14 protein-coding genes are annotated in these 14,718 nt (G+C 65.6%); 6 read left to right on the top strand and 8 right to left on the bottom strand.

Translation table 11 applies throughout. The features are described 5' to 3' along the window. Nucleotides 1–160: 160 nt before the first annotated feature. From E4O92_RS13695 to mepK, 3 genes are all read right to left on the bottom strand, one after another. Nucleotides 161–604 (bottom strand): thioesterase family protein, encoded by a 444-nt coding sequence (locus E4O92_RS13695; protein WP_135190312.1) that lies wholly within the window; start codon nucleotides 602–604, stop codon nucleotides 161–163. An 83-nt stretch (nucleotides 605–687) separates the two neighbouring features. Next, nucleotides 688–1,983, bottom strand: a complete 1,296-nt coding sequence (locus tag E4O92_RS13700; RefSeq protein ID WP_135190313.1) for a M20/M25/M40 family metallo-hydrolase — start codon at nucleotides 1,981–1,983, stop codon at nucleotides 688–690. 105 nt (nucleotides 1,984–2,088) lie between these two features. Then, nucleotides 2,089–2,628 (bottom strand): peptidoglycan L,D-endopeptidase MepK, encoded by a 540-nt coding sequence (mepK, locus tag E4O92_RS13705; RefSeq protein WP_135190314.1) that lies wholly within the window; start codon nucleotides 2,626–2,628, stop codon nucleotides 2,089–2,091. 262 nt (nucleotides 2,629–2,890) lie between these two features. On the opposite strand from mepK, the gene E4O92_RS13710 reads away from it, so the two are divergent. Continuing rightward, the gene (locus E4O92_RS13710) at nucleotides 2,891–4,627 is read left to right on the top strand and encodes an ArnT family glycosyltransferase (RefSeq protein ID WP_135190315.1); all 1,737 of its coding nucleotides are present in this window, start codon (nucleotides 2,891–2,893) and stop codon (nucleotides 4,625–4,627) included. Nucleotides 4,628–4,804: 177 nt separating this feature from the next. Here E4O92_RS13710 and E4O92_RS13715 read toward each other — a convergent pair whose 3' ends face one another. Genes E4O92_RS13715 through E4O92_RS13725 form a run of 3 tightly spaced genes read right to left on the bottom strand, consistent with a single transcriptional unit; the run spans nucleotide 4,805 to nucleotide 7,854 of the window. Beyond that, nucleotides 4,805–5,122 (bottom strand): ArsR/SmtB family transcription factor, encoded by a 318-nt coding sequence (locus tag E4O92_RS13715; RefSeq protein ID WP_167759788.1) that lies wholly within the window; start codon nucleotides 5,120–5,122, stop codon nucleotides 4,805–4,807. Nucleotides 5,123–5,159: 37 nt separating this feature from the next. Then, the gene (locus tag E4O92_RS13720) at nucleotides 5,160–6,374 is read right to left on the bottom strand and encodes an MFS transporter (protein ID WP_135190317.1); all 1,215 of its coding nucleotides are present in this window, start codon (nucleotides 6,372–6,374) and stop codon (nucleotides 5,160–5,162) included. Nucleotides 6,375–6,426: 52 nt separating this feature from the next. After that, nucleotides 6,427–7,854 (bottom strand): FAD-dependent oxidoreductase, encoded by a 1,428-nt coding sequence (locus tag E4O92_RS13725; protein ID WP_135190318.1) that lies wholly within the window; start codon nucleotides 7,852–7,854, stop codon nucleotides 6,427–6,429. 302 nt (nucleotides 7,855–8,156) lie between these two features. Here E4O92_RS13725 and E4O92_RS13730 point away from each other — a divergent pair, with 302 nt between their 5' ends. Genes E4O92_RS13730 through E4O92_RS13740 form a run of 3 tightly spaced genes read left to right on the top strand, consistent with a single transcriptional unit; the run spans nucleotide 8,157 to nucleotide 9,798 of the window. Beyond that, nucleotides 8,157–8,498: an ArsR/SmtB family transcription factor gene (locus E4O92_RS13730; protein ID WP_135190319.1), complete on the top strand. Its 342-nt coding sequence runs from the start codon at nucleotides 8,157–8,159 to the stop codon at nucleotides 8,496–8,498. A gap of 48 nt (nucleotides 8,499–8,546) precedes the next feature. Further along, entirely contained in the window at nucleotides 8,547–9,026 is a 480-nt protein-coding gene (locus tag E4O92_RS13735; RefSeq protein ID WP_135190320.1) for an arsenate reductase ArsC, read from the top strand. A 28-nt stretch (nucleotides 9,027–9,054) separates the two neighbouring features. Next, nucleotides 9,055–9,798 carry an aquaporin gene (locus tag E4O92_RS13740; RefSeq protein ID WP_135190321.1) on the top strand — a complete coding sequence of 248 codons (744 nt, stop codon included), beginning with the start codon at nucleotides 9,055–9,057 and terminating at the stop codon, nucleotides 9,796–9,798. A gap of 22 nt (nucleotides 9,799–9,820) precedes the next feature. Here E4O92_RS13740 and E4O92_RS13745 read toward each other — a convergent pair whose 3' ends face one another. Next, complete coding sequence (locus E4O92_RS13745; protein ID WP_135190322.1) at nucleotides 9,821–10,807, bottom strand: LLM class flavin-dependent oxidoreductase; 987 nt, start codon at nucleotides 10,805–10,807, stop codon at nucleotides 9,821–9,823. 152 nt (nucleotides 10,808–10,959) lie between these two features. On the opposite strand from E4O92_RS13745, the gene E4O92_RS13750 reads away from it, so the two are divergent. Then, a complete protein-coding gene (locus E4O92_RS13750) occupies nucleotides 10,960–12,258 on the top strand; it encodes a serine hydrolase domain-containing protein (protein WP_229483347.1) in 1,299 nt (432 codons plus the stop codon). A 282-nt stretch (nucleotides 12,259–12,540) separates the two neighbouring features. Continuing rightward, entirely contained in the window at nucleotides 12,541–13,134 is a 594-nt protein-coding gene (locus E4O92_RS24840; RefSeq protein ID WP_167759789.1) for a hypothetical protein, read from the top strand. 83 nt (nucleotides 13,135–13,217) lie between these two features. On the opposite strand, the gene E4O92_RS13760 is transcribed toward E4O92_RS24840, so the two are convergent. Beyond that, a complete protein-coding gene (locus E4O92_RS13760; protein WP_135190324.1) occupies nucleotides 13,218–14,621 on the bottom strand; it encodes an FAD-binding oxidoreductase in 1,404 nt (467 codons plus the stop codon). Nucleotides 14,622–14,718: the final 97 nt, after the last annotated feature.

The raw sequence follows: 14,718 nt of genomic DNA on the forward strand, positions 1-14,718 counted from the left end.
TGCCTATGGGGGGAACAGCGCCAGTGGCGCTGTTCCCGCCTTCGCGGGAACGACGTGCGTTTTTTTTTCGGGCGCTGGTGATTCAGCTACGAAACCACGCGTACCGGTCTGGCCATAGGCGGCTGGCCTCAGGCGTGTCCAGCGCCGGCACGGGATACTATCAGTCGACCCAGTTCACCCGGTCGAACTTGGAGCGGAATTCTTCCGGCATGGCCACGACCTGGCTGGTCTTGTAGTTGTAGAAGACGAAGCCGGACTTGGCCATCGCGATCAATTTTTTGTCGCGCGGGCGGGTAACGCGAAAGATGATGTCGCCGCCGTATTTGTTGAAGTCCATTACGCCGACCTCGAACAGCAGCTGGTCGCGGGCATGCGCTTCGGCACGGTAGGTGGTGGCCAGGTCGGTGACGATAATGCCGGTTCCGTCGCGCTCGGTCTCTGCGACGCCGAATTCGAACAGGAATCGCGCGCGTGCCTCGGAAATCATCGAGATCATCGAATCGTTGCCGAGGTGGTTGGCGGCATTGATGTCGGTGACGCGCACGGTCAGCGGTGTTGAATAGTAGAACTGGTCTTCGGGGAAGTTGAGTTGTAAGCGTGCCATGCCGCGATTGTACCCTCCTTGGGTATTCGAATGTCCACATCGCTGCGCTCCCGTCAAGCGAGGCGCAGCAGATGTGCCGGCTGTTACCGCGTCAGCCGGTAGATCAGGATCGCCGTGCGGATCGCGGCCCGCTCGATCGACGCCAGCTCCACTTCCTCGTTCGGCGAATGCGCGCCGCTGCCGCTGGCGCCCAGCCCATCGAGGCTGTCGACGTAAGGCGCCACGAACTGGATGTCGCCCGCGCCGCGCGCCTCGGCCGGCAGCGAGCCGACCACGCCCAAGCCCGCGTCCTGGCTGGCCTGTGAGTACTGTTCCAGCACTTTCAGGTTGCCGGGAGTGACCGCCATCGGCGGATACGAGTCATGGAAGGTGATGGCCGCGCTCGCGCCCGGCAGGCTTTGGGCCACGATCTCGCGCATCCGGGCCTGGGTCCGGTCGCGCTGCGCGTAGTCGAGGTAGCGCAGGTCGCCTTTCACGGTGGCGGTATTGGCGATCACGTTGGTCTTGCCGAACGCGCTGCCCCTGGAGTTGGCATCGTCGTACGCGACCTCGGTGCCGCCCAGGATCACGCCCGGGTTGTAGGTCAGCCCCGGTTCGACCACCTCGCGCCGGAACGTGTCGAGGATGCGCGCCGCCTCATACACCGCGCCATAGCCGGCACTGCCGAATACGCCAGCCGAGTGGGCCTGGTGGCCCTTGACGTCAAGTTCGAACGAGGCGGTGGCGCGCCGGCCCACCGTGCCCATGGCCTGGCCGTCCCTGGTGACCGCGCCTTCGAAGCCGAGCGCAATGTCGCTGCGTTTGGCCAGTTCGACCATGTCGCGGCGCGAGATGCTTTTCGGGTTGCCGGCTTCTTCCTCGTCGCCGGTGAACATCACAGAAATCGTGGTGTTCTCGAGCGCGCCGACCTGCTTGAGTGCGCGCAGCGCCTCGATCACGGCCACGTCGCCGCCCTTCATGTCGGATACGCCCTGGCCGCGCGCGCGCTCGCCCTGGCGCTCCCAGAGCGGCGACTTGGCATCGCGCTCGAACACCGTGTCCAGGTGGCCCAGCAGCAGCAGGCGCTTGCCCTGCTTGCCTTCGCGCGTGGCGACCAGGTGGCCGGCGCGCTGCATCTCGGGCGGCATGTCGATCCACTCGGTCTTGAAGCCGAGCTGGTCGAACTGCTGGCGGAACAGCGCACCGACCGCGCGCACGCCCTCGTGGTTCATGGTCCCGCTGTTGATCTTTGCGCTCTGTTCAAGCAGCGCGATGGCCTGCGGGGAGTGGGCCTTGATTTCGGCGACGATCCGTTGTTCGACCGGCGACAGTGCGCCCGCCGTGGCGTTGGCGCCGCATGAGATTGCCAGCGCGAGCGCGAGTCCAAGCTTTCGATTCATGTGCAACTCTTTCCTGATGGCAGTTAAGAGCTGCAACTGTACTACTTATCAGCTTGCTTGAATGTAAAGATGTGGCGCGGCTGCGACGCTGGGCGCCGCCTGGCATCACCAGTAACGTACCCGCCCGGTATCCAGGTGCACGAACCGCGAGTCCGGATAGTAGCCGACGCCGCCGCCGCGCGCCGCCATGGCCGCCTTATGCAGGTTGGCAAGAGCGGTGCCGGGAAGGCGGACGTCGATCGCCTTGCCTTCCATGTGCAGGCTGTGCTTGGCCACGCCGCCGGTGTGTTCGTGCAGCATCTCGTTGGTTTCAGGAGAGCGATAGCCGGAAATCACGTGCAGCACGTGCTGGTCGCCGAATTGCGCACTGACGCGGTCGAGCAGGACCAGCAACTGCGGATCCATCCGCGTCACCTGGTTGTTGCGGTGGTCGCGCAACAGTTTGTTGATGTCCTGCAATGCCTCCGGGATGAATTGCCCTTCGGCCCAGAACACGCTGCTCAGGCTTTCGCCCGTATGGGTGTTGTACAGGCGCAGCGAGCGCTCGGCGGGGACGCTGCTCTGCGCGGCTTTCGAGAGGGCCGGGAGGCCGAGGGCGGAGGCGAGGACGACGGAACTTTTGAGGAAGGAGCGGCGTTTATTCATGATGCAACCCTTACGCAAATCACTGTGTTCCATGATACCGGGGGCAGGCGTGTTCTGCAGCCCATGACACGTTTCCTTACCACCTTTACTGTGCGGAAAAGCGGCGGGGTGGCGGTCGGATCAGCACACGCCTGCGCCTGCCATCAAAGGCTTTGATGTACCTCGCTCTACAGTACCGTGGCGCGGCCATGATGAGCTCTCTCGCGGCCATTCCCTGCCGGCCGCCGCGACCTGGGTATGAAATATCTGCAAGGACAATGGCATGTTGCGCAAGCTTTTTTCGAGAGCAGTTTCGGCCTCGCAACGCTGGCGTACGCGCAGCGATGGCACGCTCGCCGTCGCCCCTGGTCTTGGCATGGAGCTGGTCGGGTCCGGCACCCTGTACGCGCTGGTGGCGTTGCTGGTGCCGGCCTTCTTCCTTCTATACGGGCTCAACGCTTTTCCGCTGCGCGACAATAACGAAGGCCTGTATGCGGAAATCGCGCGCGAGATGCTGGCCACGGGGCAATACATCATCCCGCACCTGAACGGCGTGCCGTACATCGAAAAGCCGCCGCTGCTGTACTGGCTGATCGCGCTGTCGATGTCGGTGTTCGGGCCGACGCCGTTTGCCGCGCGGCTGGTCTCGGCGGTGTCGATGCTGGCGCTGTGCGGCGGCCTGTTCGTGTTCTGCCGGCGGCACGGCAATGCCCGCGCCGGCTGTTGCGCAAGCGTGGCCGTGGCCAGCGCGTTCCCGGTCGCGCTGGTGGCGCACGTGGTCCTGTTCGATCCCTTGCTCACGGCGCTGCTCGGCGGTGCGCTGCTCTGCTTCCTGCACGGCTACCTGGCGCGCAGCCGCAAGGCGCACCTGGCGTATTTTTTCCTGCTGGCGCTGGCCGTGCTGGAAAAGGGAGGGGTCGCGCTCATGCTGGCATGGGGCAGTGCCGGCGTGTTCCTGCTGTTCATGCATGACCGGTCCGGCTGGCGCTACCTGTTCGATCGCACCGGGCTGGCGCTCCTGCTCCTGGTGGCGGCCTGGTGGCATGTGGCCGCGGCCTGGCAGCAGGACGGCTTCAGCCGGTTTTATTTTGTCAACGAACACCTGTTGCGCTTCCTCGGCCAGCGCTTGCCGGATGACTACCACCACGGCCCGATCTGGTTCTACCTGCCGCGCCTGCTGTTCATGTTGCTGCCGTGGACCCCGTTCCTGCTGCTGCTCGTGCGACCCATCGGCGCGCCGGATCCCGCCAACCGGACCATCGTCAGGTTTTGCCAGGCGGCCGTGCTGTTTCCGCTGGTGTTCTTTTCGCTGTCGCAGGCGAAGGCCGACTATTACATGCTGGTCAGCGTCCCGGCGCTGGCGCTGTGGCTGGCCGTCGAGGCCACGGGGCGGCTGGCGGGCAGCGACCGCGGGCTCGCGCTGTGCTGGGGCATGTCGGCCGCATTCGCGGTGGTGATGCTGGTGGCGGCAAGCCGCGCCGGGCAGCACGAGCTGGGCCTGGTGGAGGTGGCGATGCTGTCGCTGGCATACGCGGCGTTCGCGACTGTCGGCGCGCGATTGTTTCGTTCCTTGCAGTCGCTGCACGCGCGCGAGCTGGCGCTGCTGGGCGTGGCCGTGCTGGGCGCGCCGGTGCTGGCGCTGGTTCTGCGCGCGGTCGACGCGCGGGCCGGGCGCGACAGCAGCATCTACGTCGCGCGCATCATTCTCGAGCACCCGCAGCCGGAACGCGCGGTGTTCATCTACCGCGACTTCGAGGACGTGTTCTCGACCTTGCCGTTTTACCTGGGCCGCACCGTGCCCGTCATCGACAGCGCCAGCCGCGACCTGCAATTCGGCTGCCGCGCCGCGCCTGCGGCCACCTGCCTGTCGCCCGGCGAATTCCTGCGCTTGCGCGAAAAACAGCCGGTTGCGGTGGCGGTCAAGGCCAGCCGGGCGAACGAGTTCCTGGCCCTGGTCGGCGAACGCGGCTGGCAGGCGGAATGGGTTGCCGACAAGATCGTGTTCTTCGATAGCCGCTAGCCGCTGGCCCACGATAGCGACTTGCTGCCGCGCAGCTTGGCGTCCTGTGAACGGAAAAAGCCGGCTTGGCCCGAATCTCGCATCGCGGCCCATAATTCTCGGAGCGATGAAATATCTGTGAAAAGCGCTGTAAGCAAGAAGTCCCTTTGACGGATCGCGAGGGCGGCCATCGGAAAGTCACAGTTCCGCCATTGCTGCCTTCAGCTGCTGCAACCGTTCCTTGTTGACGCAGTAGCAGACGCGTTGCTCGTCGGACGAGCCTTCGATCAGGCCTGCCTCCTTGAGGATCGATACATGCTGCGAAATCGTCGACGGGGCCAACGGCAGCACATCGGTCAGTTTTCCAAAGTAGCAGTCGCCATGGTCGATCAGGTGCCTCAGCAGCTGCACGCGCGCGGGATGCGCGAGCGCCTTGCACATGCGCGCAAGGTCATCGGTATCGATGTCCGAGGTACGCGTCGTGGAAGTCTTGGGGGCGCAGCAGGAGTTCGACATAGTGCTCATTCGTAATTTGGCGAAGGCAGAATAAATGTCAGGCTGCGCTCTTGTCAAAGGCTTTCGCAGCCGCGCGCGGCCCTGCAGGGGCTATCGCGCCGAGGTAAAACGCGAGTGAAGCCACCGACATCGCCAACAGCACCACCAGCAGCACGACGGGTCTGCCGCCGTGGCCCAGGATTGCCGCCGCAGCGAGCGGACCGGCCGCCTTGCACACCAGCGACGGCCCGGCCATCGCGCCCGCGATCGCACCGTAGTTCGCCCGGCCGAACAGCACTTGCGGAATTGTCCCGCGCACGATCGTCAGGATCCCGTTGCTCAGCCCGTAAAGGATGCAGAAAGCGGCGACCGTCCATGCGTGGCCACCGAACAGGGCGAGCAGCAGCAACGCTCCCGGCAGCATGGCAAAGGTGAACTTGCCGACGGTCTGCGGCATTGCATTGCGCGCCAGGGACATCTCGCCCAGCCGTCCAGCCACCTGCATCGGGCCGATCAGCGTGGCCATCAGCACCGCCGTACCAGCCGAGAGGCCGAGTTGTGTTAGCAGCGGGATCAGATGCACCGACATCGCGGAGAAGATGAAGGTGTTGGCGGAAAAGGCGAAGGCCAGCTTCCAGAATCCCGGATGCCTCAGGGCCTCGGCGAGCGTATGACTCCTGTCCGCACCACTGGCAGGCACGCTGTCCTCGCGTGCCGGGTCGGGTCCGAGCAGCAGGTGCAGCGGCATGCATACGGCAAGCTGCAGGACCGCGAAGCACAGGTAGGTCGTGCGCCATCCGAGCGACGCGTCCAACTTCGCGGTCAGCGGCCAGAATAACGTGCTGGCTAAGCCGCCAAACAGCGTCAGGGTGGAGATGGCCTGCCGAGCCCCGGTCGCCATCTTGCGGTTGATTGTGGCGAACGCCGCCTCGTACAGCGTGAGCGCCATCGCCAAGCCGATCAGCGTCCACGCTCCGTAATAGGAGACAGTGCCGCCGGCGCGGGCGAGCCAGGCGAGGCCCAGCGCGCAGAGCAGTGAACCGGTCGCCATCACATAACGGCCGCCGTAGCGGTCAAGCGCGACCCCGACTGGGGTGGCGACAATGCCTGCCACGAGCAGGCTCCAGCAAAATGCACCAAATGCGAGTTCCGGGCCGAGCCCCAGGTCGCGCTGGATATCGGGCGCGACGATCGAGAAAGCGTAGTACAGCGAGCCCCAAGAGGCAATTTGGGTGACGGCGAGGATGCCGATGGTCTTCCAGGATTGGCGCACGATCTACTCCAAGGTGAGGTCGCCGGCGCTGCCGGCGACACCAAACATAGCTTCAAGCGCAGCAGGCGGTGGCTGCAGGAGCGGGTTTGCTGCAGCTGGTGGCGCAGCCGCTTGCGGTGGCCGACCGCTCGGGCTTCACACAGCACCCGTCCGCCTCCGGCGGCGCTGCGCAGCACGAACCGCCCGGTACTTCTGCGGCATGCTGTTCGTAGGCGAAGCGCGTGTTGCATACACCCGTCTCCGGCAAGTCGAGCTGCACGTCATCGGCTGCAGCCGTGTCCCCGGCCAACGCCGCGACCACCGAGCGGACCTGCTCGTAGCCGGTCGCCATCAGGAAGTTCGGCGCGCGCCCGTAGCTCTTGGCGCCGACTGCGTAGTAGCCGGCCTCCGGGTGCGCCAGTTCGCGGTGCCCGTGCGGCCGCACCGTCCCGCAGCTATGTTCGTTCGGATCGATCAGCGGCGCGAGCGCATCCGTGCTCTCGAGCCACGGGTCGTGCCGCACGCGCAGCTCACGGGTGATGGCCAGGTCCGGCCGCGCGCCGGTCGCGCAGACGACCAGGTCGATCCCGTCGATCACCGGCGCCTTGCAACCTTCGGCCTCGCCGAGCACGCGCACCTTGCCATCCACTTCCTCCAGCTCCTGGATCCGGAAGTTCTGGTGCAACTCCAGGCCACCCGAATTGCGCAGCGCCTGCAGGCGCATGCCCAGCTGACCGCGAGCACGCAGGCCATCGGCGTCGCCACCGCCGAACACCCGGTGCAGCTGGCTGCCGCGGGTGGCCCAGACGATACGGGTCGCCGGGTTCTCTTCGGCCAGCTGGGCCAGTGCGAGCAGCGTGCCTGCCGCGGAGTGGCCCGCGCCGACCACCAGCACCCGGCGGCCGGCAAAGCGCGAACGTGCATTACCCAGCACATCCGGCATCCCGTAGTCGATCCGGGCTGCCAGCGCGTCCTCTCCAAGTGCCGGTATGCCGTTCGCTCCCAGCGGATTCGGGTGCGACCACGTGCCGGTCGCGTCGATGACGGCACTGGCCAGGTACTGGCGGACACCTTCCTCAGTTTCGGCACGGATCAGGAAGGGCGCACCTTCCCGGCCCTTCGTTTTGACCTTGTCAAAGCCGATGCGGGTGATCGCGGTCACGCGGTGGCCGAGCTTGAGGTCTGACGCAATTTCCGGCGTCCGGGCCAGCGGCACGAGGTACTGGTCGAGCAGCTCGCCGGCAGTCGGCAGGCCCTCGTCGTCCGGCGATTGCCAGCCATTGCGGGCCAACAGCCGTCGCGCCGCCTTGTCCACGTTGTACTGCCACGGCGAGAAGAGACGCACGTGGCGGTAGGTAGCAAGGTTGGCAGCAACGGTAGGTCCCGCCTCCAGCACCAGCGGCGTCAGCCCGCGTTCCAGCAGGTGGGCAGCAGCCGCGAGTCCGACCGGGCCAGCACCCAGCACAGCGACTGGCAGTGGTTGATTATTATTCGTCGTCATGTTCGTTCTCCTGATCAATGCATTCGTCGGAAAGGCTCGGCATGCGTCATCGCCGCATTTTCTATATTCGTCGAATGACGAATGAAAATGAAAAGTGCTATCGCTTGGGATGAGCCGGCCTGCCATCGCCGCGAACCGGCAAACCTTGTTTTCACTTCATTCGTGATTCGACGAATGAAGAATAAAACGTTGTTCATCATCCTGTCAATAAATTTCGATATCTTTGGAATCGTCGTATGAACCTTGCCAGGCAAATCTTAATTCGACTATACTCAAATAGTCAAAATAACAGATGTCTTCCCATGGAAACCACAGCCGCAATCGCTGCTCTCGCCGCGCTCGCGCAGGAATCGCGACTGGCCGCCTTTCGGCTGCTCGTGCAGGCCGGACCGAGCGGCCTGGCCGCAACCAAGATCGCCGAGGCACTTGGCGTCCCTCCTTCATCCATGTCTTTCCACCTGAAGGAGTTGACGCATGCGAAGCTCATCTCGCCGCGTCAGGAGGGCCGTTTCCTCTTCTATGCCGCGCAGTTCGACACAATGAACACCCTGTTGTCGTTCCTTGGCGAGAATTGCTGCGGCGGCAATCCCTGCTCGCCGGTCGGCGCGACCGTTTGCGCCCAAGGCTCGGCTGACTGTACCTAAGAATCCCCGGCTCACCACCCCAACATTACCTAACTGCTAAAAGCAACTGTGAACGTCCTCTTTCTCTGCACCGGCAACTCGTGCCGTTCCCTGATCAGCGAAGCTACCTTCAACCACCTCGCGCCTTCAGGCTGGCACGCTATCAGTGCGGGCAGCCAGCCAACCGGCAAACTCAACGAAAAGGCGCTTGCGCTGCTGGCGCTGAAGGGCATCCCGACCGAAGGCTATTACAGCAAGTCATGGGACGACCTGCCGGTCACGCCGGACATCGTGGTCACCGTCTGTAGCAGCGCCGCCGGCGAAACCTGCCCCGCCTACCTCGGTCAGGTGCTGCGTACGCACTGGGGCGTCGACGATCCGAGCCACGTGGCCGGCACCGAAGAGGAGATCCATGCCGCCTTCGAGCAGGCCTACGCGATCCTGCGCGCGCGGATCGAGGCCTTCCTGGCCTTGCCCCTCGACGAGCTGAAGAACGACAAAGTGCGTCTGAAGGCGGAGCTGGACCGCATCGGCACCCTGCTGCCGTAATGCGTTCGAGAGACTGAGGAGGAATCAAATGACATTTGCCAGACGAATCGTCGCCGAGGGCCTCGGCACGGCGCTCCTACTGGCCGTGGTGGTGGGCTCGGGCATCATGGCCGAGCGGCTGGCTGGCGGCAACGTAGCGATTGCCCTGCTGGCCAACGCGATCGCGACAGGCGCGGGACTCGTGGCTTTGATCCTGATGTTCGGCACGATCTCGGGTGCACACTTCAATCCGGTCGTCACGCTGTCCGAAGCGTGGCAAAAAAATCTGCCGGCAGCGGAGGTGATCCCGTACATCGCCGTGCAGATCGCCGGTGCCTTTGCTGGTGTGGCCGCCGCGCACCTGATGTTCGATGTCCCCGTGTTCGTCGCGTCGGAGCACGTGCGCACCGGCGCCGCACAATGGTGGAGCGAATTCGTCGCGACCTTCGGCCTGATCGCCGTCATCATCGGTTGCTCGCGCAGCCGGCCTGGTGTGACGCCGTTCGCGGTCGCCGCCTACATCACGGCGGCCTACTGGTTCACGTCGTCGACCTCGTTCGCCAACCCGGCCGTGACGCTGGCCCGCAGCGCCACCAATACCTTCGCCGGCATTCGGCCAAGCGATGTGTCCGGGTTCATCATCGCGCAGCTGCTAGGCGCAGCTACTGCCACGCCATTGTTCTGCTGGCTGTATCCGTCGGCTCATCGCGACGCGTCGGTGGCCGGCACGGTGGCGCAGAGCGACTTCGCCAGCCGCAAGGAGCCGGAGAAATTTAGCACAAGCGGCAGCTAACGCACACGGCGCCCATGCATCCTCACCCGGCGCGCTGAATATCCGCCGTAATCTCGTACGAGCGCAGACGCGCCGCGTGGTCAAAAATCTGCGAGGTGATCATCAGCTCGTCCGCCCCGGTACGGTTGACGAACGCCTTGAGCTGGGCGGCGACGGCATCGCGCGCGCCGATCGCCGAGCACGACAGCGTGTGCTCGAGCATGGTGCGCTCGGCGGGGCCGATCTGGTCGAGGTAGCCGTCCACCGGCGGCGGCAACCGCGCCGGGCGTCCGCTGCGCAAATTGACGAAGGCCTGCTGCATCGACGAGGCGTACAGCTTCGCTTGCTCCTCGGTGTCAGCCGCGACCACGTTAAAGCCGAGCATCAAGTACGGCTTGTCGAGCTGGGACGACGGGCGGAAGGTCGAGCGGTACAGCTCGATCGCCTGCATCATCATCTGCGGCGCAAAGTGCGACGCGAACGCGTACGGCAGGCCGAGCGCGGCGGCCAGCTGCGCGCCGAACAGGCTCGAACCCAGAATCCACACCGGCAAGCGCATGCCGGCGCCCGGTACCGCGCGCACGTGGCGCCGCGGCGAATCGGCCAGGTAATCCATCAGTTCGATCACATCCTGCGGGAACGCATCGGCGTCGGACGCCAGGTTGCGGCGCAGCGCACGCGCGGTGACGTGATCCGACCCCGGCGCCCGCCCGAGGCCCAGGTCAATGCGGCCGGGGAACAGCGACTCGAGCGTGCCGAACTGTTCGGCGATCACCAGCGGCGAATGGTTCGGCAGCATGATGCCGCCGGCGCCAATGCGGATGCGCGTGGTGTGGTTCGCCACATGGCACATCAGCACCGCAGTCGCCGCGCTCGCAATGCCCGGCATGCCGTGGTGCTCGGCCAGCCAGAAGCGGTTGTAATTCCAGCGCTCGCCGTGCTGCGCCAGGTCCACACAATTGCGGAAGGATTGGGCCGCGTCGCCGCCTTGGACGTTGGGCGCAAGGTCAAGAATGGAAAACGGAATCATGACGGCATGATACGCCGATCGGTTTGTTCGCGTGCGCGCCCGCCAAACCGGGCTCGTCTTGACAATCGTGGCTTGCTTGACCCCTCGCCACAGCATCCTTATGATTGCCTGGCAAGCCCTGCCGTAACGAGTCCACCAGACCATTCCATCCCATGCGCCACACCACCCTCCGCGCGCTGTTGCAGCGCAAGACCATCGTCGCCGCCGCCTGCGTCGCCATGTTCGCCGCCGGCTGCGCCCAGCTGCCCGCCGACCAGCCGGCCGCCGCGCCTGACAGCCTGCACGACAATGCCCAGCTCGACAGCGCACAATTTCCCGCGATCGACAACGCGATCGAGGCCGCCATCGCCGAGCGCAAGCTGCCGGGCGCGGTCTTCCGTCTGGAACGCAACGGCGATGCCTACGAAAAAGCCTACGGCAAGCTCAGCTACGAGATTGATGCGGCCGCGGTCACGCCCGCCACCCTGTACGACGCCGCCTCGCTGACCAAGGTCATCGCCACCGCGCCCTCCGTGCTGCTGCTGGCGGAGGAGGGTAAGATCGACCTGGACGCCAGACTGGCCAGCTACTTTCCCGAGTGCGCGGGCGAGGGCAAGGATGCGATCACGATCCGGCACCTGCTGACCCATACTTCCGGCCTGCCATCGGGCCTGCCGGCAAAGCCCGCCTGGAGCGGCGACGCCGCCGCGCGTGCGCTGGCTTGCGCGCAAGCCGTGACCCATGCGCCGGGCACTTTCTTCCGCTACTCCGACATCAACTACGTGCTGCTCGGCCAGCTGGTCGCGCGCGCCGCGGGCGTGCCGCTTGAGCAGTTCGCGCAGCAGCGCATCTACCAGCCGCTCAGGATGCGCGACACCGGCTTTCTGCCGCTGCGCCGCGTGGCCGCCACCGGCATTGCGCCCACCCACAAGTCGCCCCAGCTCGAGGCCGAGCGCGCGAAGCATGACGACCTGGATGGCGGCCAGGTGCTGCAGGGCGTGGTGCACGACCCGACAGCGCGCCGCATGCAGGGCGTAGCAGGTTCGGCGGGTGTGTTCACCACCGCGCGCGACCTGGCGCGCTTTGCCCGCATGTTGCTGGGCGATGGCGAGCTCGATGGGGTGCGCATCCTGAGCCGCGACAGCGTGCGCCTGCTGACCACGGCCCAGTCCCCGGCCGGCATCGAGGCGCTGCGCGGCATGGGCATGGACATCAATTCCCCGTACGCCGTGCGTCCGCGCGGGACAAGGTTCCCGGTCGGCAGCTATGGCCACACCGGGTTTACCGGCTGCATCCTGTGGATCGACCCCAACTCGCGCACCTTCTATGTGTTCCTGTCGAACCGGGTCTACCCGGACGACAAGAGCAACGTGCTGCCGCTGTACACGGAACTGGGTACGCTCGCCGCCCAGTCCGCGCGCGGCTTCGATTTCGCGAAAGTCAAAGTAGATCCGAAGACCGCTGCACGATAGACGTGCGGGCGTGAAGGTCGAGCTCCTGGAGGGCAACGGCAAGCCCTTTCCGAAAACCCGGTTTGGCGCATTTTGCGTGTGACATGTCTGAACTTGCTGCCGCGTTAGGACTCTTAGCAGTGCGTCCCAGACGCGGAGCAGCAGCCTTGGCGGAAACTTGCGCCGGATTGCCGCGCGGCTAACGCGCGCTGTGTTTACGACTGCCGCTCTAAACTCAGCCCTCCTCGCAAATCGGCCAGATATTGTCGAGGATTAGCCCCCCGAAACATTAAGGAGATCGACATGAAAATGAATAAGGTATTGAAAGGCCTGCTGGGCGCCTCCGCTGCCGCGGCGATGTTCAGTGCGGTGCCCGTTCAAGCTCAGTCGAGCAGCACCTCGGATCAGAGCACACCGAGCCAGAGCCAGAGCAGCGCCACGGGCCAGACCGGCGCATCGGGCGCCACCGGCACCACCGGCGCCAGCTCGAGCGAGCAGCCGGCTCAGTCCACTACCACCACCACTACCACGCACCACAAGAAGACCAAAAAACACAAAGAGACCACCCCGAGCGGCACCAGCGGCACCAGCGGCACCAGCGGCACCAGCGGTGCAGCCGGCGCGACCGGCACCAGCGGTGGCACGAGCGGTACTAGTGGCACCAGCGGCACCAGCGGCACCAGCGGCGCCGGCGGCGCAACGGGGGCCAGCGGCATGAGTGGCACCAGCGGCACCAGTGGCAGCAGCGGCATGAGCGGCAGCAGCACCGGCAGCATGGGCCCGACCGGCTCAAGCAGCTCGGGTGCCACCGGCGCCAGCCCTAGCGGTACCAGCGGTACGAGTGGCACCAGCGGAACGAGTGGCACCAGCGGAACCAGCGGCAGCCGCGGCTACTGAATCCGTCTTTGCGCCCGCGGCTCGGCCACGGGTTTGTCGTTCCATGAAAACACCAGCCAGCCGGCTGGTGTTTTCTTGTCGCCTCACGTAACGTCTGGCGGCAAGCCGGGCGGGACGTTGTGGTTGAAGTGGAACAGGTTTTCCGGGTCATAACGCCTCTTGACCTGTACCAGCCGCTCGTAATTGGCGCCGTAGGCCTCGCGGATGCGCGCCCCTTCATCCTGGGTCATGAAGTTGATGTAGACGCTGCCGGCCGCATACGGCGCCGCCGCGGCAAAGAATTCGCGTGCCCAGCCCATGCAGCGCGCGTCGTCGGCGGCATCGGTCCAGCGGCCATGCACGTTCATGGCGAACTGGACATGGCGGTGCGGATAGGCAGTCGCGTCCGGCGCGGGCTCGTTCGCCTTGCCGCCCAACAGTCCCAGGAAAATTTCGCACTGTGGCGTCGGCACGCTGCCGGCGTAGCGCAACACCACATCGATCGCCTCGTCGGAGAGTGCCGTGAAGTTGTGCGACTTCCAGTAATTGCGCGCCCCGAACGTGAGCATCGGATCGAAGATTTTTTGCCAGGCCGTGTACGGCATCGGGCCAACGTGCTCGCCCAGCACCTGCCCGAAGCCGCGCAGTGGCGCGATCATTGGCAGCGCGGCATCGGGCGCCAGCGGCGAAAACACGGCCAGCGCGACGATGTCCTGACCGTGCACCTCGGACGGCAAGAAGGGCAGGGGTGGCGCCTTGCGCAGCACCGCCCACACCGACAGCTCGTCGGGCAGCGAGTTCACGAAATCGCGGTATTGCCGCATCACTGCTCGCCCCTGGGCTGACGGGAACACCACCAGCCCGGCGGTCACTAGCGGGCCGACCGGATGCAAGGCGAACTCGAATTGGGTGACGACACCGAAGTTGCCGCCGCCGCCGCGGATGGCCCAGAACAGGTCGGGTTCCTGCTGCTGGCTCACGTGGCGCCGTTCGCCGTCAGCCGTGACGATTTCCGCGCCGACCAGGCTGTCGACCGTGAGCCCCATGACCCGGCTGAGCCAGCCGAAGCCGCCGCCGAGAGCGAGCCCGGCCACGCCGGTGGTCGAATTGATGCCGAACGGGACCGCCAGAGCGTAGGCCTGCGTTTCGTGGTCGGCGTCGCCCAGCGTGGCGCCGCCGCCAACGAAGGCAAGCCGCGCCTGCGGGTCCACATGTACCGCGCGCATGCCGGACAGGTTGATCACCAGGCCGTCGTCGCACACGGCGTTTCCCGCGATGCCGTGGCCGCCCCCGCGCACCGCTAGCGGCAGGCCGTGGTCGCGCGCGAAAGCCACTGCTGCGCGCACATCGGCCGTACCGGCACAGCAGGCGATGAGCGCGGGGCGGCGGTCGATCATCGCGTTCCACACCGTGCGGGCTTGGTCGTAGCCCGCATCGGCGGGTTGCAGCAGGGGACCTCGCAGCGTGCCCTTGAAGCGGTCAATCACGTCACTGTTCAGTTTGGTCATCGCTTTACCTCCGAACGAGATGAGATGCTCCGGGCGGGCGCAACGGCGGCGCCCAGCGCTTCTATGGGGAAGGATAGGAGACCGTCACGCTAGTGCA

This window comes from Massilia horti (genome assembly GCF_004614195.1).
In the GTDB taxonomy this organism is placed as follows: Bacteria; Pseudomonadota; Gammaproteobacteria; order Burkholderiales; family Burkholderiaceae_D; genus Telluria; species Telluria horti.